At 63.5% G+C, this 26542-nt stretch carries 26 protein-coding genes; 15 read left to right on the forward strand and 11 right to left on the reverse strand.

Going from position 1 to position 26542, the window contains the following annotated elements; genetic code table 11:
* Positions 1–24: 24 nt before the first annotated feature.
* The 3 genes from mgtE to B7L72_RS11630 form a co-directional block, all read right to left on the reverse strand.
* Positions 25–1383: a magnesium transporter gene (mgtE, locus tag B7L72_RS11620; RefSeq protein ID WP_081194482.1), complete on the reverse strand. Its 1359-nt coding sequence runs from the start codon at positions 1381–1383 to the stop codon at positions 25–27.
* 149 nt (positions 1384–1532) lie between these two features.
* On the reverse strand, positions 1533–1871 hold the full coding sequence (locus B7L72_RS11625) for a DUF6482 family protein (RefSeq protein ID WP_081194484.1): 339 nt from the start codon (positions 1869–1871) through the stop codon (positions 1533–1535).
* 150 nt (positions 1872–2021) lie between these two features.
* Entirely contained in the window at positions 2022–3038 is a 1017-nt protein-coding gene (locus B7L72_RS11630; protein ID WP_016915254.1) for a 1-aminocyclopropane-1-carboxylate deaminase, read from the reverse strand.
* A 207-nt stretch (positions 3039–3245) separates the two neighbouring features.
* On the opposite strand from B7L72_RS11630, the gene B7L72_RS11635 reads away from it, so the two are divergent.
* Positions 3246–3752, forward strand: coding sequence for an Lrp/AsnC family transcriptional regulator (locus B7L72_RS11635; protein ID WP_081194486.1), 507 nt, complete (start codon positions 3246–3248; stop codon positions 3750–3752).
* Positions 3753–3821: 69 nt separating this feature from the next.
* Here the strand turns inward: B7L72_RS11635 and B7L72_RS11640 are convergent, their stop codons facing one another.
* The 7 genes from B7L72_RS11640 to B7L72_RS11670 all read right to left on the reverse strand — a co-directional run bounded on the left by B7L72_RS11640 (position 3822) and on the right by B7L72_RS11670 (position 10884).
* A complete protein-coding gene (locus B7L72_RS11640) occupies positions 3822–4568 on the reverse strand; it encodes an ATP-binding cassette domain-containing protein (protein WP_081194488.1) in 747 nt (248 codons plus the stop codon).
* Positions 4562–5557 (reverse strand): FecCD family ABC transporter permease, encoded by a 996-nt coding sequence (locus tag B7L72_RS11645; RefSeq protein WP_081194490.1) that lies wholly within the window; start codon positions 5555–5557, stop codon positions 4562–4564. The genes B7L72_RS11640 and B7L72_RS11645 overlap by 7 nt, the downstream gene beginning before the upstream one ends.
* 47 nt (positions 5558–5604) lie before the next feature.
* Complete coding sequence (locus B7L72_RS11650; protein WP_081194492.1) at positions 5605–6495, reverse strand: heme/hemin ABC transporter substrate-binding protein; 891 nt, start codon at positions 6493–6495, stop codon at positions 5605–5607.
* A complete protein-coding gene (locus B7L72_RS11655; RefSeq protein WP_081194494.1) occupies positions 6492–7544 on the reverse strand; it encodes a ChuX/HutX family heme-like substrate-binding protein in 1053 nt (350 codons plus the stop codon). Before B7L72_RS11655 ends, B7L72_RS11650 begins: the two co-directional genes overlap by 4 nt.
* 14 nt (positions 7545–7558) lie before the next feature.
* Entirely contained in the window at positions 7559–9532 is a 1974-nt protein-coding gene (locus B7L72_RS11660; RefSeq protein ID WP_081194496.1) for a TonB-dependent receptor domain-containing protein, read from the reverse strand.
* Positions 9533–9617: 85 nt separating this feature from the next.
* Positions 9618–9785 carry a hemin uptake protein HemP gene (gene hemP, locus B7L72_RS11665; RefSeq protein WP_016915235.1) on the reverse strand — a complete coding sequence of 56 codons (168 nt, stop codon included), beginning with the start codon at positions 9783–9785 and terminating at the stop codon, positions 9618–9620.
* Positions 9786–9849: 64 nt separating this feature from the next.
* Complete coding sequence (locus B7L72_RS11670; RefSeq protein WP_039175059.1) at positions 9850–10884, reverse strand: LacI family DNA-binding transcriptional regulator; 1035 nt, start codon at positions 10882–10884, stop codon at positions 9850–9852.
* 186 nt (positions 10885–11070) lie between these two features.
* On the opposite strand from B7L72_RS11670, the gene ltnD reads away from it, so the two are divergent.
* The 10 genes from ltnD (at position 11071) to B7L72_RS11720 (ending at position 21354) form a co-directional block, all read left to right on the forward strand.
* The gene (gene ltnD, locus B7L72_RS11675; protein WP_081194498.1) at positions 11071–12009 is read left to right on the forward strand and encodes an L-threonate dehydrogenase; all 939 of its coding nucleotides are present in this window, start codon (positions 11071–11073) and stop codon (positions 12007–12009) included.
* Positions 12006–13301 carry a 3-oxo-tetronate kinase gene (gene otnK, locus B7L72_RS11680; RefSeq protein WP_081194500.1) on the forward strand — a complete coding sequence of 432 codons (1296 nt, stop codon included), beginning with the start codon at positions 12006–12008 and terminating at the stop codon, positions 13299–13301. The genes ltnD and otnK overlap by 4 nt, the downstream gene beginning before the upstream one ends.
* Positions 13298–13957, forward strand: a complete 660-nt coding sequence (gene otnC, locus B7L72_RS11685; RefSeq protein WP_081194502.1) for a 3-oxo-tetronate 4-phosphate decarboxylase — start codon at positions 13298–13300, stop codon at positions 13955–13957. Before otnK ends, otnC begins: the two co-directional genes overlap by 4 nt.
* Before the next feature lie 52 nt (positions 13958–14009).
* Positions 14010–14807 (forward strand): 2-oxo-tetronate isomerase, encoded by a 798-nt coding sequence (otnI, locus tag B7L72_RS11690; protein WP_081194504.1) that lies wholly within the window; start codon positions 14010–14012, stop codon positions 14805–14807.
* 46 nt (positions 14808–14853) lie between these two features.
* Positions 14854–15828 carry a D-erythronate dehydrogenase gene (gene denD / locus B7L72_RS11695; protein WP_081194506.1) on the forward strand — a complete coding sequence of 325 codons (975 nt, stop codon included), beginning with the start codon at positions 14854–14856 and terminating at the stop codon, positions 15826–15828.
* 103 nt (positions 15829–15931) lie between these two features.
* On the forward strand, positions 15932–16930 hold the full coding sequence (locus B7L72_RS11700; protein WP_081194508.1) for a TRAP transporter substrate-binding protein: 999 nt from the start codon (positions 15932–15934) through the stop codon (positions 16928–16930).
* Between the two features lie 99 nt (positions 16931–17029).
* Complete coding sequence (locus B7L72_RS11705) at positions 17030–17623, forward strand: TRAP transporter small permease (protein WP_081194510.1); 594 nt, start codon at positions 17030–17032, stop codon at positions 17621–17623.
* Positions 17620–18897 (forward strand): TRAP transporter large permease, encoded by a 1278-nt coding sequence (locus tag B7L72_RS11710; RefSeq protein ID WP_081194512.1) that lies wholly within the window; start codon positions 17620–17622, stop codon positions 18895–18897. The genes B7L72_RS11705 and B7L72_RS11710 overlap by 4 nt, the downstream gene beginning before the upstream one ends.
* A gap of 103 nt (positions 18898–19000) precedes the next feature.
* Positions 19001–20458 carry an aldehyde dehydrogenase family protein gene (locus tag B7L72_RS11715; protein WP_081194514.1) on the forward strand — a complete coding sequence of 486 codons (1458 nt, stop codon included), beginning with the start codon at positions 19001–19003 and terminating at the stop codon, positions 20456–20458.
* A 23-nt stretch (positions 20459–20481) separates the two neighbouring features.
* Positions 20482–21354 (forward strand): NAD(P)-dependent oxidoreductase, encoded by an 873-nt coding sequence (locus B7L72_RS11720; protein ID WP_081194516.1) that lies wholly within the window; start codon positions 20482–20484, stop codon positions 21352–21354.
* A gap of 18 nt (positions 21355–21372) precedes the next feature.
* Here B7L72_RS11720 and B7L72_RS11725 read toward each other — a convergent pair whose 3' ends face one another.
* A complete protein-coding gene (locus B7L72_RS11725) occupies positions 21373–22026 on the reverse strand; it encodes a TetR/AcrR family transcriptional regulator (protein WP_081194518.1) in 654 nt (217 codons plus the stop codon).
* Positions 22027–22132: 106 nt separating this feature from the next.
* Between B7L72_RS11725 and B7L72_RS11730 the strand changes: the two genes are divergently transcribed.
* From B7L72_RS11730 to B7L72_RS18950, 4 genes are all read left to right on the forward strand, one after another.
* Positions 22133–23125 carry an efflux RND transporter periplasmic adaptor subunit gene (locus B7L72_RS11730; RefSeq protein ID WP_254893807.1) on the forward strand — a complete coding sequence of 331 codons (993 nt, stop codon included), beginning with the start codon at positions 22133–22135 and terminating at the stop codon, positions 23123–23125.
* A gap of 180 nt (positions 23126–23305) precedes the next feature.
* Positions 23306–23890, forward strand: coding sequence for an efflux RND transporter permease subunit (locus B7L72_RS18940; protein ID WP_254893808.1), 585 nt, complete (start codon positions 23306–23308; stop codon positions 23888–23890).
* On the forward strand, positions 23811–24989 hold the full coding sequence (locus B7L72_RS18945; protein ID WP_254893818.1) for an efflux RND transporter permease subunit: 1179 nt from the start codon (positions 23811–23813) through the stop codon (positions 24987–24989). The genes B7L72_RS18940 and B7L72_RS18945 overlap by 80 nt, the downstream gene beginning before the upstream one ends.
* 30 nt (positions 24990–25019) lie before the next feature.
* Entirely contained in the window at positions 25020–26282 is a 1263-nt protein-coding gene (locus tag B7L72_RS18950; protein ID WP_254893809.1) for an efflux RND transporter permease subunit, read from the forward strand.
* Positions 26283–26542 lie beyond the last annotated feature (260 nt).

The raw sequence follows: 26542 nt of genomic DNA on the forward strand, positions 1-26542 counted from the left end.
TTACCCGATAGACCGCTTGGCTGATCACAAAATGATCAGCGTCGCGAGTCCCAGAAACGAGAGGAATCCCACTACATCCGTCACGGTGGTCAGAATGACCGCGCCAGACAGCGCCGGGTCGATCTGCAGGCGCTTCAGCACCAGCGGGATCAGTACGCCCGAGAGGTTGGCGAGGCTCATGTTGATGAAGATGGCGAGGGTAATGACCAGCGTGATCAGGGGCTGGCCAAACCACAGGTAGGAAATGCCGCCCACCACCAGGGCCCATACCAGGCCGTTGCTCATGCCGACCCAAAGCTCCTTGTTATAGAGCCAGCGTTTGTTGTTACCGGCAATTTGCCCCAGGGCCAAACCGCGTATGACCACGGTCAGGGTCTGGCTTCCGGCAATCCCTCCCATGCTGGCCACGACCGGCATGAGAATGGCGAGTGCCACGATCTGATCCAGCACCGCCTCGAACTGGCCAATGACGAAGGCTGCCAGAAAAGCCGTCAGCAAATTGATGCCCAGCCAGATACCCCGGCTTTTCGCGCTGCGTACAATGGGGGTGAACACTTCTTCTTCATCGCTGACGCCGGACATGTGTTTCAGCGTCAGGTCTGCGTCATCCTGGGTGATTTCGAGTATGTCGGCGGCATTCAATTGGCCCACCAACTGCCCTTCGCTGTTGCACACGGGCACGAAGTGAAGCTCTTTCGAGCGCAGCAGGCTGGCAGCGTCGCTGACCTTCATCTGGTCATGCAAGGTGTAAGGCGCGCTATCCATGAATTCGTCGACGGAGCACTCCTGCGACTGCTTGACCAGGTCGATCAGCGTCAGCGTACCGAGCAGGCGTTTATCCTTGTCGGTCACCATGACCTGCTGAGAGTCGACATCCAGCAGCCGATGGATACGAATGTAGCGCTGAACGGCTTCCAGGGAGACGCCTTGTTTTACATTGACCGTTTCCGGGTCCATGTAACGGCCCACCATGTCCTCTTCATAGGTGTAGAGGTTTTCGACCTGGGCGCGAATCTCCTGGTCCAGGCTGGCATAAACGGAAGTTTTGATCTCTTCGTCCGCAACATCGAGAACCTCGGCGACTTCCTGAGCGTCCAGGCCTTTGACGATCTGCTCGACATCGCTGGCGGTCAGGTCTTCGATGTAGTCGGCGCGGATGTCTTCGTCGACTTCCGCCAGCACCTCACCAATGATGGTTTCGGGAATGTAGTCCCATAGCTGGTCTCGGGTTTTGGCAGGGAACGACTCGAGGGTGCGCGCGATGGCCAGAAAATCGAGCTCATTGAACAGTTCGTGCAGGGCTAGGGTGTCTTCGTCATCCAGCAACTTTTGCAGGTACAGCAGTTGTTCTTCGGTATTGGTGTACTTCTCTTCGTCACGCATAGAGCCCATCCTCTGGGAAAACTTTTTGAAACAACTGCTTGGAAGCCCATGATGGCTCATTGACCATCTTATCGGCAGGTCAGGTTGAAAGCCACGAGGGGATTGCCCCTTGGGCAGGGTCGACCGCGATGGCCGCGACGGGTGACGCCTCAATGCCGCGTGGCAAAGGCCACGCGGACGCCCTGCTGAAGGCGCTGTTGGTCAGAGACGGGGGGCATGGGGTGGCCAATCATTTCATCGGCAGCCTCTGCCCAGGTCAGCGTGCCATGGGTAAAGCCCAGGGGCGCCAGGGCGCGGCTGACCCACTGGGTGCCGCTGAAGCGCTGAGTGTCGCCTTGGGCCGTGCTGAGCAGGCTGACGGAGTCGTCACGATGGAGCCGGACGATATACCAGCCCATGTCGAGCCCGTGCAGTTCGACCTCGGGCCGCGGTTCGGCCAGTTGGGCCAGTTCGTCCAGGGTCAGGCGAAGGGGGAGTGGCGATGGCATGGTGTCACCTCATTGGCTTGCAGGCATGCCAGATGAGTCTAATAGATGTGACATATTTGTATAGCTTTTGTTGGGTTGGCCACCCCTCGCCAAAAAGCCCGAGCAGTTGCCCGCTCGGGCTTGGGCGTGGCCCAACCGCACTCGGTCTGGTCAGCCGTTGCGGAACAGGAAGCTGTAGGCATTGAGCGCGGGTACGCCGCCCAGGTGGGCGTACAGCACTTTGGATCCCGCCGGAAACTCGCCGTTGCGCACCCTATCGATCATGCCGTGCATGGATTTGCCTTCGTACACCGGGTCGGTGAGCACGCCTTCCAGGCGGGCACAGAGGCGAATGGCCTCTAGCGTGCCTTCATTGGGCAGGCCGTATTCGGGGCCGCCGTAGCGAGTGTCCAGGATCACGTCGTCATCGGCAATGCCGCCTTCCAGTTCGACCAGCTCGGCGGTATGGCGGGCAATCCGCAGAATCTGCGCCCGGGTTTGCTCGGGCTTGGCCGAGGCGTCGATGCCGATCACCCGCTGGGCGCGGCCATCGGCGGCAAAGCCCACCACCATCCCGGCCTGAGTGCTGCCGGTCACCGAGCACACCACGATGTAGTCGAAGGTGAAGCCCAGCTCTTTCTCCTGCTGGCGTACCTCTTCGGCAAAGCCGACGAAGCCCAAACCGCCGTAGGGGTGTTCGGAACAGCCCGCGGGAATGGGAAACGGCTTGCCGCCCTGCTGGCGCACATCCTCCATGGCCTGCTCCCAGCTAGGGCGAATGCCGATATCGAAACCGGCGGCGTCCAGGCGAACGTCGGCCCCCATGATGCGCGACATCTCGATATTGCCGACCCGGTCATAGACCGCATCGGAGTAGTTCACCCAGTTCTCCTGCACGAGGACGCACTTCATGCCCAGGTGCGCCGCGACGGCAGCCACCTGACGCGTCTGGTTGGACTGGATTCCGCCAATCGATACCAGCGTATCGCAGCCCTGCTCCAGCGCTTCGGGAATGAGGTACTCCAGTTTGCGGGTCTTGTTGCCGCCGAAGGCCAGGCCGCTGTTGCAGTCCTCGCGCTTGGCATACAGCTCGACCTCGCCGCCCAGATGGGCGCTCAGCCGTTTGAGAGGTGTGATCGGGGAGGGGCCGAACGTCAGTGGATAACGGGGGTAGCGTTCAAGGTTCATGGCAAGCTCCTGCATTGGCAGTCAACGCGATAGACAAGGATCGCTGGGTAACGGTGGTTGGAACGTTGGCGTGCTCCCTGAGGTTTATAGTAGGCGTTTGCCTATCCTGGCGGGTTGCGAAATGAGGGCTTTATAAACAACAATGGATTGTCTAGTTGCGTTTATAGGTTTGATTGATTCGTAAATTCGTTATTTGAGTAAATAATAATGTGTGCCAAGCGAGCGGGAGGGGCCTCGGAGCCCCATGCCATGGGCGGTGAGCTGGATCGTATCGACAAGCGTATTCTCAAGCTGCTTCAGGAGGATGCAACGCTTTCCAATGTGGCGCTGGCCGAGCAGGTGAACCTCAGCCCTGCGGCCTGTTTGCGGCGCGTCGAAAAGCTGAAGCGGGAAGGGGTGATCAGCCGAATCGTGGCCCACCTGAACCCGGAACCCCTGCAGGCAGGCATGGTGGTGTTGATTGGCGTGGTGCTGGACCGCTCGACGCCAGAATCTTTCGCGGCGTTTGAGGCGGCGGCTCAAAAAGTATCGGGCTGTATGGAGTGCCACGTGGTCACGGGGGAGTTCGACTACTTCATGCTGGTGCGCACCAGGGACAGCCAAAGCTTCAACCGGCTACACGCCGAGCAGTTGCTCTACCTGCCCGGCGTGCGCCAGATTCGTTCGTTCATGGGGCTGCGGGAAGTGGTATCGACCCACAAGGTACCTGTTTAGTCTCTGTGCAGAAAGCTCTGGAAAGGCGCATCAGGCGGTAGGTTTGCCTCAAAGTGTTTGGCCTGGGCATCAAGCCGCCGGGCTAAATAGCGCTGTAGAAGGAGGAGCCAGCGTCACCTCATAGACACGACTGATGTGCGCGGTAGTAAGCACCTTTGCCGGAGGCCCGCTCGCCACCCGCTGCCCGCGATGCATCAGCCATACGTGGTCCGCGAAGATGCTGGCCAGGTTCAGGTCGTGCAGGACGCAGGCGATGGCCATCTGGTGTTGGCTGGCCCAGCGGCGTAGCTGGCGCATGAGGCGTTGCTGTTGGCCAATGTCCAGTGCGCTGGTGGGTTCGTCCAACAGCAGCAGGCCGCCGTCGGTGGCGTCGGGCAAGCGGCGTGACAGCAGTTGGCAGGCACCTCGGGCAATCATCACGCGCTGGCGTTCGCCGCCGGATAGCGAGAGGACGCTGCGGCGAGCCAGGTGAGTCAGGTCCAGCTCGTCCAGCAACTGTGCCACCAGTGCCTTCGACGGCTGGCTGCCCAGGCTCACCAGCTCTTCGGTGTGCCAGTCAAAGCCTGGGGGCTCCTGCTGGGCGACCAGCGCGCGACGGTTGGCCAGTGCCGCGATGGGCCACGTAGGCAGGGGGTAGCCATCGAGCAACAGCTGCCCGGTTTCGCAGGGACGAAAGCCCGAGAGCAGGCTGAGGAGCGTACTTTTGCCTGCGCCGTTGGGGCCGACGATGGCCAGTAGTTCTCCCGGCAGCAGCGTGCCGCTGAGCGGTGTAAGGGCGGGGGCACGCAGCAGGCCTGCGTCGCAAAGCGTCAGCATGGTCGGTTCCGGCGCATCAGCAAATAGAGAAAGTAGGGGCCGCCCAGCAGGCTGGTGAGCAGCCCCACGGGCATTTCGGCCGGTGCCCCCAGCGTGCGTGCCAGGGCGTCGGCCGCGACCAGCAGAATCGCACCGCCCAGCATGGAAGCCGGTAACAGCAGGCGATGCCCTGGGCCTAGCCATAGGCGCAAGCAGTGGGGCACCAGCAAGCCAAGAAAACCGATGACCCCGGTCAAGGCCACGCATAGGCCGACCCCAAGCGAGGTAGCGATCACGACCCGGCGCTTCAGGTGCGCGATTTCCAGCCCGGCAGCGTGGGCGGTGGCTTCGCCCAGCTGGAGTAAGTCGAGCTGCGTCGCGCTGCGCAGCAGTAGCCAAAGCGAGAAGGCCACCACTCCCAGGGCAACGGCGGTAGTACGCCATAGCGCATTGGTCAGTGTGCCCATGCCCCACAGGCTAAGCTGGCGCAGCTGCTCGTCGCTGGCCAGAAAGGCCAACACTCCGCCGCCAGCGCCTGCCAGGGTATTGATGGCCAGCCCCGCCAGCAGCAGCGACATCACCGCCGCACTGCCGCCGCCTTGACGGCTGGCGATACCAAAAATCAGCAGGCAAACGCACAATGCTCCCAGAAACCCTGCGGCAAACTGACCATACAGGCTGCTGGCAGCGCTGCCCTGTACCAGCACAATCCAGAGCGCCACGAACAGACCGGCTCCGCTGGCCAAGCCCAGCAGCGTGGGGTCGGCCAGCGGGTTGCGAAATAGCCCCTGCATGGCGGCCCCGCTGCCTGCCAACATGGCCCCCACGGCCATGCCCAGCAGGAGCCTGGGCAGGCGAAGTTGCCACCATACTTGCAGGCTCAAGGGGTCTGCCGTGCCGCTCAGCGCTGCCCACGGGGAGATGCCGAGCACGCCGGTGCTGGCGCTGATGGCCAGCGTGGCTACCAATGCCAACGCCAGGCCGCTCAGAACCCGGGTGGAGCGGCTCATGGTCGGTCGGCCTGGGCGCACGGAGATATAAGCGGGTTGTCGTGGGTTCATCGGCTGGCCTGTGCGGCGTGGTGACTGAGCAGGGCTTCCACCTGCTGGCGCAGCGTCAACAGGGCCTCGGGCGTGCGAGGGCCAAACCCCAGCAGTGCCTGATCATCCACCACGATCAGGCGCTGTTCGCTCCCCGCCGGGGTCATGGCCATGCCGGGCAGGCTCCAGAGTGTCGCCTCTCCGCCGAGTGCCTCCAGGCCTCGTGTGGACATGACGACGACCTCAGGAGAGCGCTGCACCAGGGCTTCTGCCGACACGTTGTGGTAGCCCGTCATTTCCGCAAAAGCATTGTGCAATCCCACGGCTTGCAAAGCGGTATGGGCGGCTGTCTCACGTCCGGCAGCCCTCGGGGTCAGGCCGCTGTGTTGCAGGATGAACATGGCTTGAATATCGGGCAGTGGGGGCAGGGCGGCCAATCGCTCAAGGTCGCTGGTCAGCGACTCCGCCAGCGCTGAGCCGGCCTGCGGTTCGCCGATGTATTCACTGATATGGCGCACCTTGTGGGCAATGGCCTCCAGTGAGGCCGGGGCACTGACGACCTCTACCGCCACGCCCACCGCAGCCAACTGCTCCAGGACTTCGCGGGGGCCCGCCTGCTCGGCGGCCAGAATGCGTGTAGGCGAGACGGAGAGCACGCTTTCTGCCGAGAGCTGACGCAAATAGCCCACGGAGGGCAAGGCCGCCATCTCGGGAGGGTAGACCACCGTATCGTCCCGGGCGACGACGTGCTGCTCGGCGCCCAGGGCGCTCAGGGTTTCGGCGATATCGCCTCCCAGTACCAGCCAGCGCTCGCTGGCCAGCGCGGAGGCGCTCAGCGCCAGGCTCAGCAGAGCGACTCCCATGGCTCGAAACGGCCTGAATGCAAAGGCGTGGCCTACGAGTCTCATGCCACGGCCTCACGCTGGCTCAAGGTGTTCAAGAGTTGCCGCCACTCCCGCCGTTCGCTGCGCCCTTCCTGACGCTCTGCGTAGAGCTGCAGCACCAGTGAGCCCTGCGCATCGAAGGCCTCGACACTGGTGACGCCGCCATCGCGGTTGGGTTTGTTGACTACCCATAGCTGCTCGATAGCCGTGTCGTTGAGGTGCAGCGTGAACTGCTCGCCAAACAGGTTCAGCCAGCCTCTGGCGCGAACGGCTGCGGGCAGCGTGCCCGTTCGGATCTGCACGCAGCCTGGGCTGGCCACAAATAGCATCAGCGGTAGCGCTTGCCGGTGCGCCTCCTGGAACAGAGTCTCCAGCGCATGGGCAGGGAGCGTGTAGGTGTATTGGCCTTCCATGAGCTGATTGGCTTCCAGCCGCTCCAGGCGATGGCGCTGTAACAGAGCAAAGAACTGGTGGACGTCGCTCATGGCCGCCCACTCCTGGGCTAGGGTGGGGGCGCTGGGGAGCGGTCGCTGGGGGCGCGGCATGCTGTGAGTAAAGGCCGGGGTGTCCAGTGTGCCCAGGGCGGCCAGCGTCTCCCAGGCCTCGGTGCGCGGTTCGTCCAGTGCGAAGCACTTATGAATGGCGCAGCCGTGCTGATCGAATACCTGCAGGCTCCAGCGGTGCGTGATGGTGCCTGTATCGGTAGGCATGGGGTCGCGTATCAGGCAGGCCCAATGCCAGTGGCTGTATAGCAGGCGCAAATCCAGCCCGCCGGGGTCGAGCATCAAGCCGGTGTGGGTGCCTCCCGCCAGGCTTGGGTAGGTGCCGTGCTGCTCCAGCACGGCCAGCCGCGAGCGGGTCAGTGCCTTCACGTGGCCCAACTGATGCCACCAGGCCGCCAGCGCCTTGGGGGCGAGTGGCAGTGTCCATACTTCCCTGCCCAGCCGGGCGGCCTGAAGCTCGCCCTCACTGATGCCAAGCCGTTCGGCGATCTCGATGGCCGGTAGGCGGGGTTGGGCAGCCCGTGCGCTGCTGAAGGCTTCCAGAATCGCGGTTTGTTGGGGGTGTGTCATGGTCGGTCTCCTGATTACCACTGCCAGTTCAGCGTGGCGAACAGGCTGCGGCCATCGCCCAGACTGCCATCCGGGCGGTACCACTCCTTGTCGCCCACGTTGGCCAGGCGCAGCGATGTGTCGAGGGCAGGGGTGACTTGCCAGGCCAGATGCAGGTCGTGCAGGCCATATCCTGGCAGCCGTTCGTCGCTACTCTGTTTGTCGAAGTCGCGGGCGAACCGGCCCTGCCAGCCCATGCGCAACGCGCGGTCGTAAAGAGCCAGTTCGCTGCCCAGGGTCATTTCCAGAGGCGTCTGGCTGCCCAGCGCTTCGCCGCTGTCGCGGTCCTTGCCCGAGACCTCGGAAAGGCCTGCAAAGCTGGTGAGTAGCGGGAAGGCGCTGGGCTGCCAGGCAAGGCGAGCGTCGTATCCCCATAGTTGGGCACGCTGCACGTTGACCGCCTGGGTGGTGCCCGCCATGATATCGACTTGGGTATCGATGAAGTCGTCTGCCCGCGTATCGAAATAGCTGGCGCGCGCTTGCCAGTCGCCCTGGTGCCATACCACGCCGCTCTCCCAGGTATGGCTGGTTTCCGGGGCCAGCTCCGGGTTGGGGATCCAGAAGTTGTCCGGAGTACAGAAGAACGGGCCTGCACAAAAGCCCGCAAAGTGCCGCTCACTGGCGTACAGCTCGGACAGGCTTGGCGCGCGGAAGGCCTCTGCATAACCCGAGAACAGCATCACGCCTTGCTGCGGTCGCCAGGCCACTCGGAAACGTGGCGATACTCGGTCGTGGACGCTGGCATCGCTGGCTTGGCCTGAGGCGTCGTAGCGGTCATAGCGCGCGCCCACACCCAAATCCCACTGCCCGGCGCCGCCCTCTGCCAGATAACGCCCCGCCGTGAGGGTGGTATCCAGATAGGCCGCTTGCGTGTCGATGTCGGCATGCGGGAAGCCGTTGGCACTGCCTTCCGGACGCTGGCGTGCCTGCTCCAGTTCGGCCCCGAAAACCAGCGTTTGTGATAACCAGCCATGCTCCAGGCGGTGATAGCCGTCGCTTTGCAGGCCTACGCGCTCCAGCGTGCGGCTTGTCTGAGGCTCGCTAATCTCCTGCTGGCTGAAACTGAGGCGTGAGGTGATGTCGGTTACCGGGCTGGGCTGCCAGCGATGACCCAGCTGCAGGTTATGGCTCTCCACCTCGCGATCACGCAGCGGATTGCTGGTGGTGACATCGCGCTGCTGAGGGTTGGCGGGCTGGGTAGTGTCCTCATCGTAATACTGCCAGCCGATGAACAGCCGGTGCTCGTCGTTGGGTTCCCAGCCACCTTTGACGAGCAGGCTGTTGAGGCTGGCATCCTCCTCGGCCTTATCGCCCCCCGCCCGACGTATATCTCCCGACTCGCTGCGCCCCACGGAGAACAGTCCATCTACCTGTCCTCTCGATGTGTCCTGTCGGCCAAAGGCGCTCAGGTTGCCGCGCAGTTCACCGCTGGCGGTCGCCCCGCCCACTGACAGCCGAGCCCCGCTGTTTTCCCCAGCGGCCAGTAAGTCGCTGGCTTCCACCGTGGTGAAGCTCACCACGCCTCCCATGGCATTGCTGCCGTACAGGCTGGAGAGCGCCCCCCGCGCCACCTGCACCTCCTGAACAAGGGCCGGGTCAAGGAAGAAGTTGCCAATGTGGCCTGTGGTAATGTCCTGGCGCACGCCATCCAGCCGCACCAACACGCCATTGCGCCCAAAGCCGCGCATGCTCAGGGTCTGGCCGTTGCGACGCCCTTGGCCTGCCACATGCAAGCCAGGCTGACGGCTGAGAATGTCCTCCACGCGGCTGGCGGTTGCGAGTTCCGTATCCGTGCGGTCAATGATGTCGATGATCAGCGGAGCGGAGGAGAGGTCTGTCGGTGCCCGTGTACCGGTGACCGTCACCAGATGAAGCGACGAGTCGTCAGCCTGTACCGAAAGCAGCGGCAATAGGGTGAGGCAAATGCCCAGAGAGTAGGATGGTTTCATGAGCCAGCAATATCCAACGTAGCGTGATGGAGTAATTCGCTGGCTGGGTACGCAGGTTACCTGGCTGGCTGAAGCAAAAGGAAAATCAAGCGGTCAGGATCAATTTGCCGCTTTTCGTACGACGAAGCACATAGCGCCGCTGTTCGTGATGAATTACCAGTTGGCCATCCTGATCGAGCAGTGCCTGACTGGTAACCTCACGGGGCGAGCCAGATGAGCCTTCTGTCGGGGCATCTTTTTTATCGGGCTGCATGAGAGGATATTCCCTGTGTTAATGATAACTATTGCTATTAAATTAACAGGGTTTGGCAATCGGCTCAAGTGCTCCCGCCTACCTGCAGCGTGAACCCTACATCGTGTTGGCGGCGGTAGACGTTTTTACCGCTTAGCCTACGGATCAGCTCTTTGGCGGCCAGCCGCCCCATCTCTTCTCTGGGCGACAGAATGGTGGTGAGCGGCGGGGTAACGTGTTGGCCAAGGGGCAGGCCGTTGAAGCCTGCAATGGCGATGTCGCCCGGCACATCGAGCCCCTGGCGCTGCGCAGCCAGCAGCGCACCGGCGGCCAGGTCGTCGTTGGCGAAATGGATGGCCTGGGTGCGCGGGTAATGCGCCAGTACCTGGGCCAGGCTGTCTGCGCCCGCTTGCAGGCTGCCCAGCGTGTCCAGCTCCACCAGCGAGGCGTCCAGGCCGTGGGCCGTCAACACCGCCTTGTGCCCTTCGTAGCGCATGCCCGCTCGGTAATCCTGCGATAAGCGTGCGCCGACATAGACAATATGGCGATAGCCTCTGTCGATCAGGTGGGTAGCCATGCAGCGCCCCGCCGCCACGTGGTCCAGACCGACGTTCAAGTCCATGCCCTTGCCCAGCTCCATCACCTCCATGATGGGATGATCCCAGTTGTTCAGCAGGGTCTGGCAGGCGTGGTTATGGCGCAGCCCTGCGGTAATCAGGGCCGAGCATGACCAGCCCAGAAAAGTGCGCACTAACTGATATTCGCGGTCCAGGTCATAGTCGGTGTTGCCCAGCAGTATCTGATACCCCTCGGCCTCCAGAGTCTCTTGCAGCCCCTTGATCACTTCCACGAACACGGTGTTGATCAGGGAAGGCACGATGACGGCGATCAGCCTGGAGCGTGAGGAAGCGAGGCTGCCCGCCACCAGGTTGGGCACATAGCCCAACTGTTCCACGGCATCGAGCACGCGCTCTCGGGTCTGGTCGCTGACTTTCTCGGGCGTGTTCAGCGCCCGTGATGCGGTGATCGGCGAAACACTGGCCAATTCAGCCACCTGGCTGAGGGTGATCTGGTCCGTGCGGCGGCGTGCTCTCGCTGGGCTGGAAGCATCTTTAGACATTGGTCGCACGTCCCTATCGTTCAGCTTGTGATGAGAGAAAGAATAATCTAAAACGAATGTTAGCGCTATCATGACAGCGCTAACATATGCCGCCGTGAGCATGCCCTTGCGACCACGGCGCGCGGTATTCAGAACGATGCTGCAGTCAAAACAATATTTAAAATAACAACAGTGAGGTAGCCGCCGGTGAGTCACGATACACAGCAATCCCCGTCAGTCGGTGTGATCGGGTTAGGTGCCATGGGAATGGGCACCGCTACGGCGCTGCTGGAGCGCGGCTTCAAGGTCATCGGGTGCGATATTTCAGCGGCTGCCCGCGAAGCCTTCATCGCGGCCGGTGGGCACAGCGTGGCCACGCCGCAAGCACTGTCGGGGTGCGAGGTGGTGCTGGTCATCGTGGTCAATGGCCAGCAGGTGGAAGACGTGCTGTTTGGCGAGCAGGGCGTAGTGCCCCACCTTGCGCCCGGGAGTGTGATCGTGCAATGCGCCACGGTAGCGCCCAGCCAGGCCAGGCAACTGGGTGAGCGCTTGGCTGCAGCGGGCATGGCGATGCTGGATGCCCCTATCAGTGGCGGTGCCGCCAAGGCCAGAAGCGGTGATTTATCAGTGATGGCCTCCGGCCAGCCGGATGTGTTCAAGAAGGCCCAGCTGATACTGGATGCCATGGCCGCCAAAGTGTATCGCCTGGGTGACGCGCCTGGGGTGGGTTCCAGCATGAAGCTGGTCAATCAGCTGCTGGCCGGGGTGCATATCGCCACTGCCGCCGAAGCCATGGCGCTGGGCATCCGCATGGGCCTCGACCCCGAGGTGATCTATGAGGTGATCACCCACTCGGCGGGCAACTCCTGGATGTTCGAGAACCGCGTACCGCACATCTTGAGCGGCGACTACACGCCGCTGTCTGCCGTCGATATCTTCGTCAAGGACCTCAATATCGTCCACCAGACGGGCCGTGAGCTGTCACTGGCCACGCCGGTGGCCGCCAGCGCATTGCAGCAATTTACCGCGGCCAGCGGCGCAGGCTTCGGGCGCGAAGATGACTCGGCGGTGATCAAGGTCTATCAACGCCTGTCAGGCATCGCCTTGCCAGACGCCGCCAACGACGCTGAAGGGGGCGCGCCATGAGCTACCGGGGAATCGTGCTGGGCGCCATCGCCGACGACTTCACCGGCGCCACCGATCTAGCCAATAACCTGGTGCGCGGCGGCATGCGCTGCCTGCAGGTGATCGGCGTGCCGCAAGAAGCGGTGGACCTTCGCGACATCGATGCGGTTGTGGTCGCGCTCAAGTCGCGCTCCTGCCCGGCGGAAGAGGCCGTGGCCGACTCCCTGGCCGCCCTCGATTGGCTGCGCGACCAGGGTGCTCGCCAGCTGTTCTTCAAGTACTGCTCCACCTTCGACTCCACCGACGAGGGCAACATCGGCCCCGTGGCCGATGCCCTGCTGGAGGCATTGGGCGCCGCTCAAACCGTGATGGTGCCTGCGTTTCCGGTCAATGGCCGCACGGTGTACCAGGGGCACCTGTTCGTCGGCGACCGTTTGCTCAACGACAGTGGCATGCAGCACCACCCGCTCAACCCTATGCAGGATGCCGATCTGGTCCGCGTGCTCTCCCGCCAAACGCCACACCCAGTGGGCTTGGCCAACCGGGCCGTACTCGCCAAAGGGGCAGAGGCAACCCGCTCTCATTTGTCGGCGCTCGCCGAGCAAGGCGTACGCCATGTGATCTGCGATAGCTTGGATGAGCAGGATTTGGACGTGCTGGCCGAAGCCACCGTCTCGATGGCGCTGGTCACTGGCGGTTCAGGCCTGGGGCAAGCGCTGCCCGCTCAGTACCGCGCATTGGGTTGGCTGGAAGACATTGCAGAGCCGGGGCGTTTAGCGCCTGCGGCGGGCGGGGCGCTGGTACTGTCGGGTAGCTGTTCACGGGCCACGCTGGCGCAAGTGGCGGATTTCGTTGCCAAGCATCCCGCCGGCGGTTTCGCGCTTGACCCGCTGGCGCTGGCAGAGGGCGAGCAGCAACGCCAGCAGGCGCTTGCGTTTGCGCGGCAGCGGCTATCCGACAACGCGCCGGTCTTGATTTACGCCTCCGCCGATCCAGAAAAAGTGAAAAATGCGCAAGCCTCGCTCGGCGTGGAGCGAGCAGGGCACCTTGTTGAAGAGGCATTAGGCCAGTTGGCGGTAACGCTGGTGCAGGAAGGCGTGGGCCGGTTATTGGTAGCGGGCGGCGAAACCTCCGGTGCCGTGGTCTCCGCGTTAGGCGTGACGACCCTGCGCATCGGTGAGCAGATCGACCCCGGCGTGCCTTGGACCCAGACCCCGTGGCCAGGCCGCGAGGCGCCGCTCTCGCTGGCGCTGAAGTCCGGCAACTTTGGCGGCGTGGACTTCTTCACCCGGGCCTTCGAGGTGCTGGCATGAGCACGCCCCTTCGCCACCGACATCAGAACGCCCTGCGCGAGCAGATCAGCACGCTCGGTAAATCCTTGTTCGACCGCGGCCTGACCATGGGCTCCAGCGGCAACATCAGCGTGCGGCTGGACGATGGCGGCTGGCTGATGACCCCCACTAACGCCTGTCTGGGGCGGCTGGACCCGGCCCGTATCTCGCACCTGGACCCGCAGGGCCAATTGCTCAGCGGTGATGCGCCCACCAAGGAGCAGTTCCTGCACATGGCCATGTACGACGAGCGCCCGCAATCTGGCGCCATCGTGCACCTGCACTCCACCCACTCGGTGGCGGTGTCGTGCCTGCCGGGGGTAAACCCCTGCGACTGTATTCCACCGCTCACCGCCTACTACGTGATGCGGGTGGGCAAGCTGCCGCTGGTGCCTTATCACATCCCGGGCGACCCCCAGTTGGGCGAGGCGGTACGGGGCCTGGCAGGCAAGCACAGCGCGGTGCTGCTGGCCAACCACGGCCCGGTGGTGGCGGGCAAGACCCTCGAAGCGGCGGTGTATGCCACCGAAGAGCTGGAAGAGACCGCCAAGCTGTACCTGCTGCTGCGAGGCGAGAACCCGCGCGGTCTGACGCCGGAGCAGGTTGCCGAGCTGGAAGCACGTTTTCCCAGGGATTAATGACGCACGTGGACCCCTTTCACCAGGTACTGGATAACAACAAGAGCACGCCATGATTCGATTAGCCGCCAACCTCAGCATGCTGTTCAACGAACACGCCTTTCTCGACCGCTTTGCTGCTGCCGCCGAGTCGGGTTTCAAAGGGGTCGAGTATCTATTCCCCTATGCGTTTGCCGCGCGTGATGTGCAGCACGCGCTCAAGGATGCCCAGTTGGAGCAGGTGCTGTTCAATATGCCGCCAGGCAATTGGGACGCCGGTGAGCGCGGCTTGGCCAGCCTGCCGGGCCGGGAAGCCGAGTTTCGCGATTCGGTCACGGCGGCGCTGAGCTACGCCGAGGCGCTCGGCTGCCCGCGGGTTCATGCCATGGCGGGGCTGTTACCGGACAATGCCGATGCCGCGACCCAGACAGAGCACCACGCCACGTATATCCGCAATCTGCGTTTTGCGGCGAACGAGGCGGCCAAAGTGGGCCGCGACATTCTCATCGAGCCGATCAATACGCGTGACATGCCGGGCTTTTTTCTCTCTCGCCAGGCCCAGGCTATGGCGGTACTGGAAGAGGTCGGTGCCAAGAATCTCAAGCTGCAGTTCGACCTTTACCACTGCCAAATCATGGAAGGCGACCTGATTCGCCATCTCGAACGCCAGTTCAGCGCCATTGGCCATGTCCAGATTGCCGGGGTGCCTGATCGTCACGAGCCCAATGTGGGCGAGGTGCACTACCCCGCCATTTTCGAACGCTTGAGCGCGCTGGGGTATCGCGGCTGGGTTGGCTGTGAATACCGCCCCCAGGCGGCCACCCGAGCGGGGTTGTGGTGGGGAGCACCCTGGGGGTTGACCCCACGCTGAGCTCTTCGAACGCCAACAATAACAACGCCATATCAGGAATCACATCATGCATATTGCCATCACCGGCGCAGCGGGTTTTCTAGGTCAGCGTCTTACCCATCAGCTGATCCAGCGGGGCGAGCTTCGCCAGCAGCCGATCACCCAGCTCACGCTGATCGATCAGGTAGAAGCCCCCGCGCCCGATGCAGGAAGCATCACCGTGTCCTCGCGCGCCGTGGACATTACCCAGCCCCAGGCCCTCGACGACGTGCTGGATCAGCGCCCTGACGTGATCTACCACCTGGCGGCCGTGGTGAGCTCCGCCGCCGAAGCCGATCTGGAGCTGGGCATGCGGGTCAACTTCGATGCCACCCGTGCCTTGCTGGAAGGCTGCCGCCTGCGCGGCCTGCACGCAACGCGCTTGATCATGGCCAGCTCCGTGGCGGCCTACGGCGGGGCGCTGCCGGACGTGCTCGATGACATGACGGCCTTGCACCCGCAGAACTCCTACGGTGCCCAAAAGGCCATGTGCGAGCTGCTCATCAATGACTACAGCCGTCGTGGCGAGATCGATGGCCTGGTGCTGCGCCTGCCCACCATCGTGATTCGCCCTGGCCGCCCCAATGCGGCAGCCTCCAGCTTTGCCTCCAGCATCTTGCGGGAGCCGCTCAATGGCGAAACGGCCATTTGCCCGGTGCCCACCACCCTTGAGATGTTCGTGATGTCGCCGGGCAAGGTGGTCGACGCGCTGGTGCATGGCGCCCAGGTGCCCAGCACAGCGCTGGCACCGTTCCGTGCCTTCATGCTGCCCGGCATCACGGTGAGCGTGGCCGAGATGCTCGATGCCCTGCGCAGCGCCGCAGGCGAAGACGCGCTCTCGCTCGTTCAGCATGCGCCCGACCCGCGTATCGAAGCGATTGTGGCCAGTTGGCCCCCACGCTTCGAAACCGCCAAGGCGCGCCAGCTCGGTTTTGTCGGTGACGACGACTTCACTCAGATCATCGAACGCTTCATGGCCGAGCAGCACCATGAACGCGCCTGATGTGGCTGCTTTTCCATCTGCCTGGCAAGGCAGGTAACCCATAGGAAGGCCCTGCGCCTTCTTGAAACACCCACCCTCACAACAACACCAAGAGGGATACATCATGACCAAGCGCTTCACCCGACATGCTCTCGTGACCGCTATGAGTGCCGTGGCCACCGCCAGCATCGCCCTGCACGCCCAGGCCGCCACCGATATCAGCCTGGGGCATACGCTCTCTTCTACCTCCCACTACTCGGTGGGCGCCAAGGCGTTCAAGGAGACACTCGAACGTTTATCCGACGGTGCCTTTACCGTCACCGAACACGCCTCCGGCTCCCTCGGCGGTGAGCGTGAAATGATCGAAGGCCTGCAGATCGGCACCGTGGATGTGGTGATCACCTCCAGCGGCCCGCTGGGTAACTTCGTCCCCGAAACCTACGTGCTGGACCTGCCGTTCCTGTTCGAAAACTACGACCAGGCCCGCTGCGTGCTGGATAGCGAGATCGGAGACGAGCTGCTCGAGAAGATGAGCGACCATGACCTGGTGGGCATGGCCTGGTCGGAGAACGGTTTCCGCCATCTCACCAATAGCCAGCGTGAAGTCGCCAGCCCCGAGGATGCCAGTGGCTTGCGGGTACGCACCATGGAAAACACGGTGCACCAGGAAGCTTTCCGGCAGTTGGGCGCACGGCCCACTCCCATGGCCTTCCCTGAACTCTTCACGGCGCTGCAGCAGGGCACCGTCGACGGCCAGGAAAACCCGATCACCGTCATCGTGGCCACCAATTTCTGGGAAGTGCAGGACTACCTCTCCCTGACCGGACACGTCTACTCCCCGGCCATCGTGCTGGGATCGCCGATCCTGCTGGATGGCTTGAGCGATGAAGAGCGTGACTGGTTCATGCAGGCAGCAGCGGCATCGGTGGACGCCACCCGTGAAGAGGTCTCGCGCCTGGAGCGTGAAGGGGTAGCGCTGCTGGAAGCCAATGGCATGCAGGTGAAAACCGATATCGACCCGGCACCTTTCCAGGCGGCCGTAGAGCCCGCCTACGAGATCTTCACGTCGCAGTACGGTAGCGAGATGCTCGAACGCATCCGTGAAAAAGCGGGCAGCTGCTGAGCAGTTTATCGACGCGCTTTCTTCTGGAACGTTCTCCTAGAGCTTTCTCAACGTCGGCCTCTGGCAGTGCTAGAGGCCATTCAAGCAGGGTGATCCTTTATGCTATCGGTCTTGCTCCGTATCGAGCATCAGTTAACCCGGCTGGCCCTGATGGTGGCGGTGCTGATGCTGGTGATCTCGGTCACGCTGAGCTTCTATCAGGTGTTGACCCGGTTCGTGTTCAATGCGCCTTCCACCTGGACGGAAGTGGCGTCCCGCGCCTCCATGATCTGGTGCGTGTTCATGGCCGCAGCGGCCACCTTCAGAGGTGGTTACATGATGGCGGTAGAAGTGATCTATAAATGGCTGCCGCGCCGAGGACTGATGTTGCTAGAAGTAGCCATCGTCGCCTGCTGCCTGCTGGTCCTGGGGGTGATGTGCTATTACGGTATCCTCATGACCTTGCGAGTCAGCAACCAGGTGATGTCGGGCATGAACATCTCCATGTCCTGGGCCTACGCCGCGATCCCGACCGGTGCGACCTTCGCCATGATCTCGGTAGTGGCCAGGCTGGCCGCGCAGCTCAGTGGACGTGAGCCCGTGGGGCCGGAAAACAGTGAGGTGCTGCCGGAAGTTGCCATGCTGCAACCCGCCGAACAGCCGAACGCTGAACAGACCAACGCTGAACAGACCAACAAAGGGACGCCCCTATGAACATGGTGATTGGCCTGTCGCTGATTATTCTCTTCACCTTCGGCGTGCCCATTGCGATCTCCATCGTGCTGGCCTCGATCATCGGCATCGAGTTCTTCACCCGGCTGCCGCTGTTGCTGGTGCCGCAGCAGATGTTCATCGGGATCGACAAATTCCCGCTGATGGCGATTCCGTTTTTTATCCTGGCGGGTAACTTGATGGCCGCCGGGGGCATTTCCCAGCGGCTGGTGGACCTGGCCAAATCCATCGTCGGGCGGGTGCAAGGCGGTCTGGCCATGTCCTGCGTACTGACCTGCATGATGTTTGCGGCGGTGTCGGGCTCCAGCGTGGCCACCACTTTTGCCATTGGGGCCATCCTGATTCCGGCGATGGTCAAGCATGGCTATCCCAAACCGCTGGCCGCTTCCATTCAAGCGTCATCGGCGGAGCTGGGCGTGCTGATTCCCCCCTCCATTCCGCTGATTCTGTACGGCGTAAGTACCGATACCTCCATCGGGCAGCTGTTCCTGGCAGGCATTGGGCCAGGCATCTTGATTGGCATGGCGTTGATCATCTTCCTCTACCTGTTCTGCAAAGTGCGTGGCTACGGCAAGGACGATTACAAGGACAGCACGGGTTTCATGACGTCGCTGAAGCGTGCCTGGGTGGCGCTGCTGATGCCGGTGGTCGTAATTGGCGGTATCTACGGCGGGGTGTTTACGCCCACGGAGGCCTCGGCGGTGGCGGTGTTTTTTGCCCTCATCGTGGGTGCGTTCTACTACCGTGAATTAAAGTTGGCGGACCTGGGGCCTATCCTGCGCCAAAGCGTGATCTCCACGGCGGCCGTCATGTTGATCATTGCCGCTGCCGCGCTCTTCAGCTTTTTATTGAGCCGTACCGGGTTGCCCGCGCAAATTGCCACGCTGGTGACCAACACCATTGAAAGCCCGATGATGTTCTTGCTGGTGGTCAACGCGCTGCTGCTGATCGTCGGCATGTTCATCGAAACTTCGGCGGCCATCCTGGTGCTGGCGCCCATCCTGACCCCCATCGCCATGCAGTTCGGCATCCACCCCGTACACTTTGGCTTGGTCATGGTGGTCAACCTGGCGCTGGGCATGATCACCCCGCCGTTGGGCGTCAACCTGTTTGCCGCCTGCGCCGTGGCCAAAATCTCTATCGATCAGATGCTGCCGTGGCTGGTGCGTTTCGTGCTGGTGGTGCTGGCATGTCTGATGGCGATTACCTACATGCCATGGATTTCCATGGGACTGGTCAATCTCTTCTATGGTTAAAAGACGTATGAGGTTAAAAACGTGCGGGGTTAAAAAACGTTCGGGATCAAAGAGCCGTCTGTGTTAACCGTAATGACCACAATGACAATAAAAGGAGCTCCTGATGTCGCATACCATCGGTCTGCTGTCGCAGCAGGCGCTGATTGGAGGAGAGTGGGTCGATACCGCGCAGACCCTGCAAGTAGATGCCCCCGCCACGGGGGAACCGTTGACCCGCATCGCCCGGTGCCAGGCCGAAGAGGTAGATGCCGCCGTGCAGGCGGCCCGCAAGGCCTTCGCCGGGGAGCTTGGGGAGTGGGCACGCTGGTCGGCGCGCCAGCGCGGTGAATGGCTGCTGCGCTTCGCCGAGGTGATCGAGTCACAGCATGAGCAGCTGGCAGCGCTGGAGTGTGCGGATACCGGCAAGCCCATGACGCAGGCCAAGGGAGACATTGCCGCCTGTGCCCGCTATTTCCGCTTTTATGGCGGCGCCGCCGACAAGCTGCACGGCGAGACGATCCCCTTTGAGACGGACTTTGCCGTAATGACGCTGCGCGAGCCCTACGGTGTCTGCGCCCAGATCATTCCCTGGAACTACCCGGCCCAGATCTTTGGGCGCTGTGTCGCCGCAGCGCTGGCGGCGGGTAACACGGTGGTACTCAAACCTGCCGAAGATGCCTGCCTGAGCGTCATGCGCCTGGCGGCGCTCGCGGTGAACCATGGGCTGCCCGAAGGCGCTCTGAACGTGGTGCCGGGGCTGGGCGTGGAAGCGGGTGCTGCGCTGGCATCGCACCCCTGGATCGACCACCTCTCGTTTACCGGATCACCTGAAACCGGCACCCGTGTGGCGCAGTTCGCCGCCCAGCACCATGTCCCGATTACCCTGGAGCTGGGTGGCAAGTCGCCGCAGCTGGTGTTTGCCGATGCCGACCTGGAAGCCGCGCTGCCCGCCGTAGTGCGGGGCATAGTGCAGAATGCCGGGCAAACGTGCTCGGCGGGTAGCCGACTGCTGGTGCAGCGTGAGATCGCCGATCAGGTCGTCACGGCCCTCGCCCAGCGTTTTGCCGAACTGCGCTGCGATGCGGGGGAAGCCGATGCCGACTGCGGCCCGCTGATCAACGAGCGCCAAAAACTCAAGCTGGAAGCCCGCCTGGCCGCCGCCGAAGCCGATGGCATTCAGGTGGCGGGGCAGGGGCAGTTGGCGCCGAGTGCGCCTGCAGGCGGACATTTTGTGCTGCCACGGGTGCTGACGAACATTCCGGAGGGCCATGACGTACTGCGTGAGGAGCTGTTTGGGCCGGTGCTGGTGGTACAGGTGTTCGATGACGAGGCGCAGGCCTTGGCGCTGGCCAACGCCACCGACTTTGGCCTGTGTGCCGGGGTATGGACCCGTGACGGAGGGCGCCAGCTGCGCCTGGCCAAGGGCATTCGCAGCGGCCAGGTCTTCATCAATAACTATGGCGCGGCAGGCGGTGTCGAGCTGCCGTTTGGCGGGGTCGGGCGCTCGGGCCACGGGCGTGAAAAAGGCTTCGAAGGGCTGCGCAGTTATACCCGCATCAAGACCGTGGCCATCAAACATTGAGCGCTATCAACCAGGAGAGCACTATGACGACCGTTTATCGGGTAGGGCTTGTCGGCGTTGGCTTGATGGGCCACGGCATTGCCAGCAGCTTGCTGCGCGCGGGGCATTCGCTGTGTTTTCTGGAGCACGCGGGCAACCAGCCCGTGGAGGACTTGGTGGCGGCAGGGGCCGTGCCGCTGGCCAGTGGGCGGGAGGTTGCCCAGCAGGCCGACATCGTCATTCTGTGTGTGACCGGCTCACCGCAGGTGGAGGCCGTCCTGTTCGAACCCGACGGAGTGCTGGACGGGCTGCGCCCCGGCAGCGTGGTGGTGGACTGCTCCACCGCCTTGCCCAGCTCGACGGCCCAGGTGGCGGCCCGTGTCACGGCGGCAGGCGGGCGTTTCATGGATGCCGCCATGACGCGCACGCCCAAGGAGGCGGCCGAAGGGCGTCTCAACCTGATCGTCGGCGCGCCCACGCCGCTGTTCGAGGAGCTGCGGCCGTTACTGGCAGCCTTCGCCGAAAACATCGCCCATGCCGGTGACGTCGGGGCGGGCCACACGCTGAAGCTGCTGCACAACTTCGTCTCGCTGGGCTTCTCGGCGGTGCTGGCGGAAGCCACGGCAGCATCGCGCAAGGCAGGCATCAGCGCCGATGCCCTGCTGGAGGTGCTGGGCGCGGGTGGCGGTGGCGGCGTGGTGCTGGAGCGCCTGCGCCCCTACATCGCCCACGACGACCCCTCCGGCTTTCGGTTTTCGGTCGCCAACGCCAGCAAGGACCTGGGCTACTACCACACCATGACCCACGAGCTGGGCGTGACTGGCGACATGGCTGGCGCCGTGCACGCACTATACCGCTCGGTGCCGGACCAGCAGCTGTCGATTCCTGAAGTCATCGGTGTGCTGGAGCAGCGCTGACCCCGCCTATGGCGAGTCTCACCGCTTGCCATAGGCGGCCAGAAACACGTCCACTGCCCCGGTGATCTGCCGCTTCAGCTCATCCTCCGAGGGCGGCAGGCGAACCCCCATGCGGACTTCCTTGATCAGCATTCCCTGCCACATGCTGCATAGCTGGTCGGCGGCCTGGGAAGGGGCTGGCAGCGAAAGGTGCCCTGCGCTGGCCAGGCCCTCCAGCTTTTCCTGAAGCCATTGGCTCATGGCCCAGGGGCCTGCTTCGAAAAAGGCCTGCAGCAGCCTGGGGTGCTGCTCGCCCTGATTGCTCATGACCCGCTCCACGGCCAACACGTGGGGTTCCATCAGAAACCGCACCATGCTGATGCCCACCTGAATCAACGACTGGCGCACGCCATCATGGGTGTCCGGCAATTGCTCCAGCCCCTGGCGAATCGACGCGGTTTCCCGACGAATGACGCTGCCGAACAGTGCTTCTTTCGTATCGAAGTGCCCGTATACCGTCACTTTGGAGACCCCGGCTTCCTTGGCCACGGCTTCCATGGTGACGGCATCCGGGCCGTTGCGCAGAAACAGGCAGGCGGCGGCATCCAGCATGGCATCGCGTTTGGCCAAGTCCTTGGGGCGGCCCGCGCTGCGTTTCTGGCCAGCCGGAGAGGGGGGAGAAGCACTGGTCATGCCATTCATCCATGGGTTGAAAAAAGTGAAAAATAATTATTGAACGTTGCCGTACACATATTATAGTTGAACGCCAACGTTCAATAATATACCCGTCGAGGCCAGCATGGGCACGCACAACTTGGGTACGCACCACCTGGGCAGGCACACTAAAACAAGGCGATATTGGCTGGGCAGCGTGCTGGCGGCCCTGCTGACCGTGGGCGCCACCGCCGCCGTGGTCGTCGTGCTCACCAGTCAACACACCAGCGCCCAGCAGCTGCGCCAGCAAGGGGCCGACAACGCCTTGCTCCAGGTGGCTACCCAGCCCCTGCAGCTGGCCACTGAAATGCGCCGCGAGGTGAAGCTGACCGGGCGAGTAGTGGCGCGCCAGTCGGTGTCACTGGCCTTCGAACCTGCCGGGCGGGTCATCGACATCCGCGTCGATCGCGGTGACCGAGTGGAACAGGGCGAGGTGCTGGCTCGCCTGGACACCCGCCGCCTGGAAAGCCGCCTGGCCGAAGTGGCGGCGCGCAGCGAAGAGGCGCGTGCAGCGCTGGCGCTGGCCCAGCGCCAGGAAGAGCGCGAGTCGCAGCTGAATCAGAGCAACTTCGCCAGCCGCACGGCCTTGGACCAGGCGAGAACCGAGCGTCTCAGTCAGCAGGCGCGGCTGGCGGCTCTGGCCGCCGAACAGGAAAGCCTGTCGGCGGATCTGGCGGACAGCACGCTGACGGCGCCGTTTGCGGGGCAAATCGTGGCTCGGCAGGTGGACGTGGGCAGCCTGGTCAGTAGCGGCACGGCGGCCTTCGATCTCGTCGATACCCGCCAGTTGGAGGCGCACATTGGCCTGCCCGCCAGGCTGGCGGGCACCCTGGCGGCGGGGGACACGGTGACGATCACGGTGCATGGTCAAGCCTTCGAAGGTGACGTGCGCGCCCGGCTGGCCCAGGTGGACAACGACAGCCGGACGCAAACGCTGGTCGTGGCACTGGCGAACCCCGAGAACGTGGTGCCCGGCGATTTGGCGACGCTGACCTATACGCTGGCCGAGCCCGCCGAAGGGTACTGGGTGCCGCTGTCGGCCCTGCTGCTAGCGACCGAGGCCTGTGGAACGTCCTGATTGCCGAACCGCTGGAAGACGAGCGTTACCGCGTCGCCACCGCCAGCGTCGAGCTGCTGCATACCGAAGGCGACCGCGCTTTCGTGCGCGGCACGCTGCTGCCGGGCATGCAGCTGATCACCCAGGGGGCTCACCGTATCGTGCCCGGCCAGCAGGTGACGTTAGCCAGAGGCATTGCCCATGCCGCGCATTGAATGGCTGTTCAACCGGCGCTTGCTGGCGCTGACACTGGGTCTGCTGGTGGTGGCGGGCCTCTCGGCGATCAATACCCTGCCCCGTGCAGAAGACCCCCACCTGGTGGCGCGCATGGCGACCGTACTGGCGCCGTTTCCGGGCGCCACGCCCGAGCAGATCGAGGCGCTGGTGGCGCGCCCCATCGAAGACGAGCTGCGCACCATTGCCGAAATCAAGGTGCTGGAGTCGACCTCGCGGCCGGGCATCGCGGTGATCAGCCTGGAGTTGGAGGATAGCGTCACCCAGGTGGTGCCGATATGGAGCCGGGTGCGCGACAAGCTCAGCGATATCGCCCCCTCCCTGCCCAGCGGAGTACAAACTCCCGAGCTGCTGGATGATCGTGGCTACGCCTTCAGCCTCGTGGCCGCGCTGCGCTGGACACAGGATACGCCCCCCCAACGCCCAACTGATGGAGCGTTACGCCGAGCGGCTGGAAGACCAGTTTCGTCGCGTGGCAGGCACCGAATATACCCATCGGTTTGGCGTGGCTGGCGAGCAGATCGACGTGCTGGTGGACCCGCTGGAGCTTAATGCGCTGGGGCTTTCGGTGGGCCAGTTGGCATCGGCCATTGACGCCAGCGACGGGCGCCGCACGGCGGGGCAGGTCATCACCCAGCAAAACCGCCTCACCGTGGGCATGAGCGGCGAGTTCGATGCACTGGACCGCCTGCGTGACGTGAGCATTACGACCCGCCAGGGGCAGAGTGTCCGGCTGGGCGAAATCGCCGAGCTGCGCCGTGGTGTCCAGGACCCGCCTGCGGCCGTCGCACTGTTGAACGGTGAGCGAGCCGTCTTCATTGGCGCACGCATGGCGCCCGGCCAGCGTATCGACGCCTGGGTCGAGCGCGCCCAGCAACGACTCGGTGATGTGGCGCTGAGCCTGCTGATGGGGCTGGTTCTGGTGGTGGCCATCCTGTTTCTCAGCATGGGCTGGCGCTCGGCGCTGACCGTCGGGCTGGCCATCCCGGCCACGGCGTTGCTGACCCTGGCGTTCTTCCGCCCGCTGGGCATGGAAATTCACCAGATGAGCATCACCGGTATTATCGTGGCGCTGGGGCTGATGGTGGATAACGCCATTGTCATGACCAGCGCCCTGCGCGAGCGCTTCCTGAAGGGTGACTCGGTGCTGGCGGCCACCCGCGATACGCTGCGTCACCTTGCCGTGCCGCTGCTGGCCAGTACGCTGACCACCATTCTGGCCTTCATGCCCATCGTGCTCATGCCCGGCCCTGCCGGGGAGTTCGTGGGGCCGCTGGCCATGGCCGTCATGGTCGCGCTGGTCAGTTCGTATCTGGTGTCGCTGCTGCTGGTGCCGGCGCTCTTGCCGCTGCTGCTGGCCAAAGTGGCCGATAGCGCCCGTGTGCCCCGTGACAATGCCATCAAACGTGCCTTTCGCGGGACGGTCGCCAGCGCGCTGCGCCACCCGGTCGCCGCCATGGTGATGACCCTGTGTGTGCCGCTTGGCGGGATGGCGCTGATGCCGACCCTCGACGTGGCGTTTTTCCCGCCCGCCGACCGCGACCAGTTCCATATCGAGGTGAGGCTACCGGCGGCCAGCAGCATGGCCAATGCCCAGGCGCTGGCCCAGGAGGTGGAGCACCAGGTTCGCGAGGTTCCCGGCGTCGTATGAGTATCGGCCTTCATCGGCGAAAGCGCGCCAATGATGTACTACAACGTGATGACCCAGGAGGACAATAACCCGGCGTTCGTTCACCTGATCGTGGATACCACGTCGCTGGACGTGACCAACCGCGAAGTGCCGGGCCTGCAGCAGGCGCTCGACCAGCACTTTCCCCAGGCCCAGATCGTGGTGCGAAAATATGAACAAGGCCCGCCGTTCAAGGCACCCATCGAGCTGCGGGTGTATGGAAATGACCTGGAGGTGCTGTCGCAGCTGGGACAGGAGCTGGCCGGGTTGATGCACCCGTTGCCTCAGGTGACCCACGTCCGTGCCGGGATGCAGCGCGACTTGCCCAGGCTGACGCTGCAAGTAGATCAGGCGGCCCTGGGGGATGTGGGGCTGACGTATCAAAACCTGGCCGATCAGGTCAGCGCAGCGCTCTCCGGCCAGCCCGCAGGCCAGGTGCTGGAAGACACGCAGCAGCTTCCCGTGCGGGTACGCTACGCGGCGGAGTGGCGCAGCGATGCCCAGCAGCTGGCGGCGCTGCGTCTGATCAGCGACCAGGCCAGTGAGGGGCTGCCCCTGGCAGCCGTTGCCGATACCGCCCTGACGCCTGCCTGGAGCGTGATTACCCGGCGAAATGCCGAACGTGTGCAGCTGGTGCAAGGCTTCCTCGTGGCCGATGCGCTGCCAGCGGTGTCCATGGCACAGCTGGATGCCAAACTGCAGGCCGCCCAGGCGGATGGTACGTTGGTGCTGCCCCCCGGGTACCGTATCGAGACCGGCGGTGAAGCTGCCGAGCGTGACGAGGCGGTGGGCCAGCTGCTGGCCTCGGTAGTCTTGCTGGTGATCGCCATGGTGGCCACCGTGGTGCTGGCCTTCAACTCCTTCCGTCGCGCGGCCATCGTGTTCATTGCCGGGGCCCAGGCCACCGGCATGGGAATCGTGGCCCTGTTGCTGAGCGGCCACGCGTTTGGCTTCGTGATCATCGTGGGCATCATGGGGTTGGTGGGGGTGGCTATCAACGCGGCCATCATCCTGATGGCTGCCCTGGATGACGACCCGGCCGCTCGCCAGGGTGACCTGTCGGCCATGCTGGCGGTGATCAGCGGCCCGACCAGTCGGCACATCGTATCGACCACCATCACCACCTTTGCCGGGTTGATCCCGCTCATGTTGGCGGCTGGGGGGCTATGGCCCCCCTTCGCGCAAACCGTCGGGTTTGGGCTGTTGCTCGCCACCCTGGTGTCGTTCTTCTTCACGCCCGCGCTGTATCGCTTGTGGGTGGCGAGGGCGGCCTGAATAGCGTTACTTTCCGCTTCCTGGCCCCTGAAACCTCGCTGCAGCAGGCCACCAGGCTCGCCGAAAAGATTCGTCGAGGTATCGCCAGTACTGCTTTCCAGAAAGCCGGACGCGTCACTGTCAGTCTTGGGGGTGCTGAAGCCACGTTGAATGACACGCCCAAGAGCATGATCAAATTGCGCGTCAAACCTCGGCCTTTTAGGCCGGGGAAGGATAGCGCGGCATCCCCAGGATGCCTTTGCTGACGTTTTGTACAGTGC

It is taken from the genome of Halomonas sp. BC1, assembly GCF_002078135.1.
GTDB lineage: Bacteria > Pseudomonadota > Gammaproteobacteria > Pseudomonadales > Halomonadaceae > Vreelandella > Vreelandella stevensii.

Excerpts from the sequence above, each read along its gene's own strand:
- mgtE (WP_081194482.1), bottom strand. The coding sequence starts at position 1,383 with ATGCGTGACGAAGAGAAGTACACCAATACCGAAGAACAACTGCTGTAC.
- B7L72_RS11625 (WP_081194484.1), bottom strand. The coding sequence starts at position 1,871 with ATGCCATCGCCACTCCCCCTTCGCCTGACCCTGGACGAACTGGCCCAA.
- B7L72_RS11630 (WP_016915254.1), bottom strand. The coding sequence starts at position 3,038 with ATGAACCTTGAACGCTACCCCCGTTATCCACTGACGTTCGGCCCCTCC.
- B7L72_RS11635 (WP_081194486.1), top strand. The coding sequence starts at position 3,246 with ATGTGTGCCAAGCGAGCGGGAGGGGCCTCGGAGCCCCATGCCATGGGC.
- B7L72_RS11640 (WP_081194488.1), bottom strand. The coding sequence starts at position 4,568 with ATGCTGACGCTTTGCGACGCAGGCCTGCTGCGTGCCCCCGCCCTTACA.
- B7L72_RS11645 (WP_081194490.1), bottom strand. The coding sequence starts at position 5,557 with ATGAGCCGCTCCACCCGGGTTCTGAGCGGCCTGGCGTTGGCATTGGTA.
- B7L72_RS11650 (WP_081194492.1), bottom strand. The coding sequence starts at position 6,495 with ATGAGACTCGTAGGCCACGCCTTTGCATTCAGGCCGTTTCGAGCCATG.
- B7L72_RS11655 (WP_081194494.1), bottom strand. The coding sequence starts at position 7,544 with ATGACACACCCCCAACAAACCGCGATTCTGGAAGCCTTCAGCAGCGCA.
- B7L72_RS11660 (WP_081194496.1), bottom strand. The coding sequence starts at position 9,532 with ATGAAACCATCCTACTCTCTGGGCATTTGCCTCACCCTATTGCCGCTG.
- hemP (WP_016915235.1), bottom strand. The coding sequence starts at position 9,785 with ATGCAGCCCGATAAAAAAGATGCCCCGACAGAAGGCTCATCTGGCTCG.
- B7L72_RS11670 (WP_039175059.1), bottom strand. The coding sequence starts at position 10,884 with ATGTCTAAAGATGCTTCCAGCCCAGCGAGAGCACGCCGCCGCACGGAC.
- otnK (WP_081194500.1), top strand. The coding sequence starts at position 12,006 with ATGAGCTACCGGGGAATCGTGCTGGGCGCCATCGCCGACGACTTCACC.
- otnC (WP_081194502.1), top strand. The coding sequence starts at position 13,298 with ATGAGCACGCCCCTTCGCCACCGACATCAGAACGCCCTGCGCGAGCAG.
- otnI (WP_081194504.1), top strand. The coding sequence starts at position 14,010 with ATGATTCGATTAGCCGCCAACCTCAGCATGCTGTTCAACGAACACGCC.
- denD (WP_081194506.1), top strand. The coding sequence starts at position 14,854 with ATGCATATTGCCATCACCGGCGCAGCGGGTTTTCTAGGTCAGCGTCTT.
- B7L72_RS11700 (WP_081194508.1), top strand. The coding sequence starts at position 15,932 with ATGACCAAGCGCTTCACCCGACATGCTCTCGTGACCGCTATGAGTGCC.
- B7L72_RS11705 (WP_081194510.1), top strand. The coding sequence starts at position 17,030 with ATGCTATCGGTCTTGCTCCGTATCGAGCATCAGTTAACCCGGCTGGCC.
- B7L72_RS11710 (WP_081194512.1), top strand. The coding sequence starts at position 17,620 with ATGAACATGGTGATTGGCCTGTCGCTGATTATTCTCTTCACCTTCGGC.
- B7L72_RS11715 (WP_081194514.1), top strand. The coding sequence starts at position 19,001 with ATGTCGCATACCATCGGTCTGCTGTCGCAGCAGGCGCTGATTGGAGGA.
- B7L72_RS11720 (WP_081194516.1), top strand. The coding sequence starts at position 20,482 with ATGACGACCGTTTATCGGGTAGGGCTTGTCGGCGTTGGCTTGATGGGC.
- B7L72_RS11725 (WP_081194518.1), bottom strand. The coding sequence starts at position 22,026 with ATGACCAGTGCTTCTCCCCCCTCTCCGGCTGGCCAGAAACGCAGCGCG.
- B7L72_RS11730 (WP_254893807.1), top strand. The coding sequence starts at position 22,133 with ATGGGCACGCACAACTTGGGTACGCACCACCTGGGCAGGCACACTAAA.
- B7L72_RS18940 (WP_254893808.1), top strand. The coding sequence starts at position 23,306 with ATGCCGCGCATTGAATGGCTGTTCAACCGGCGCTTGCTGGCGCTGACA.
- B7L72_RS18950 (WP_254893809.1), top strand. The coding sequence starts at position 25,020 with ATGATGTACTACAACGTGATGACCCAGGAGGACAATAACCCGGCGTTC.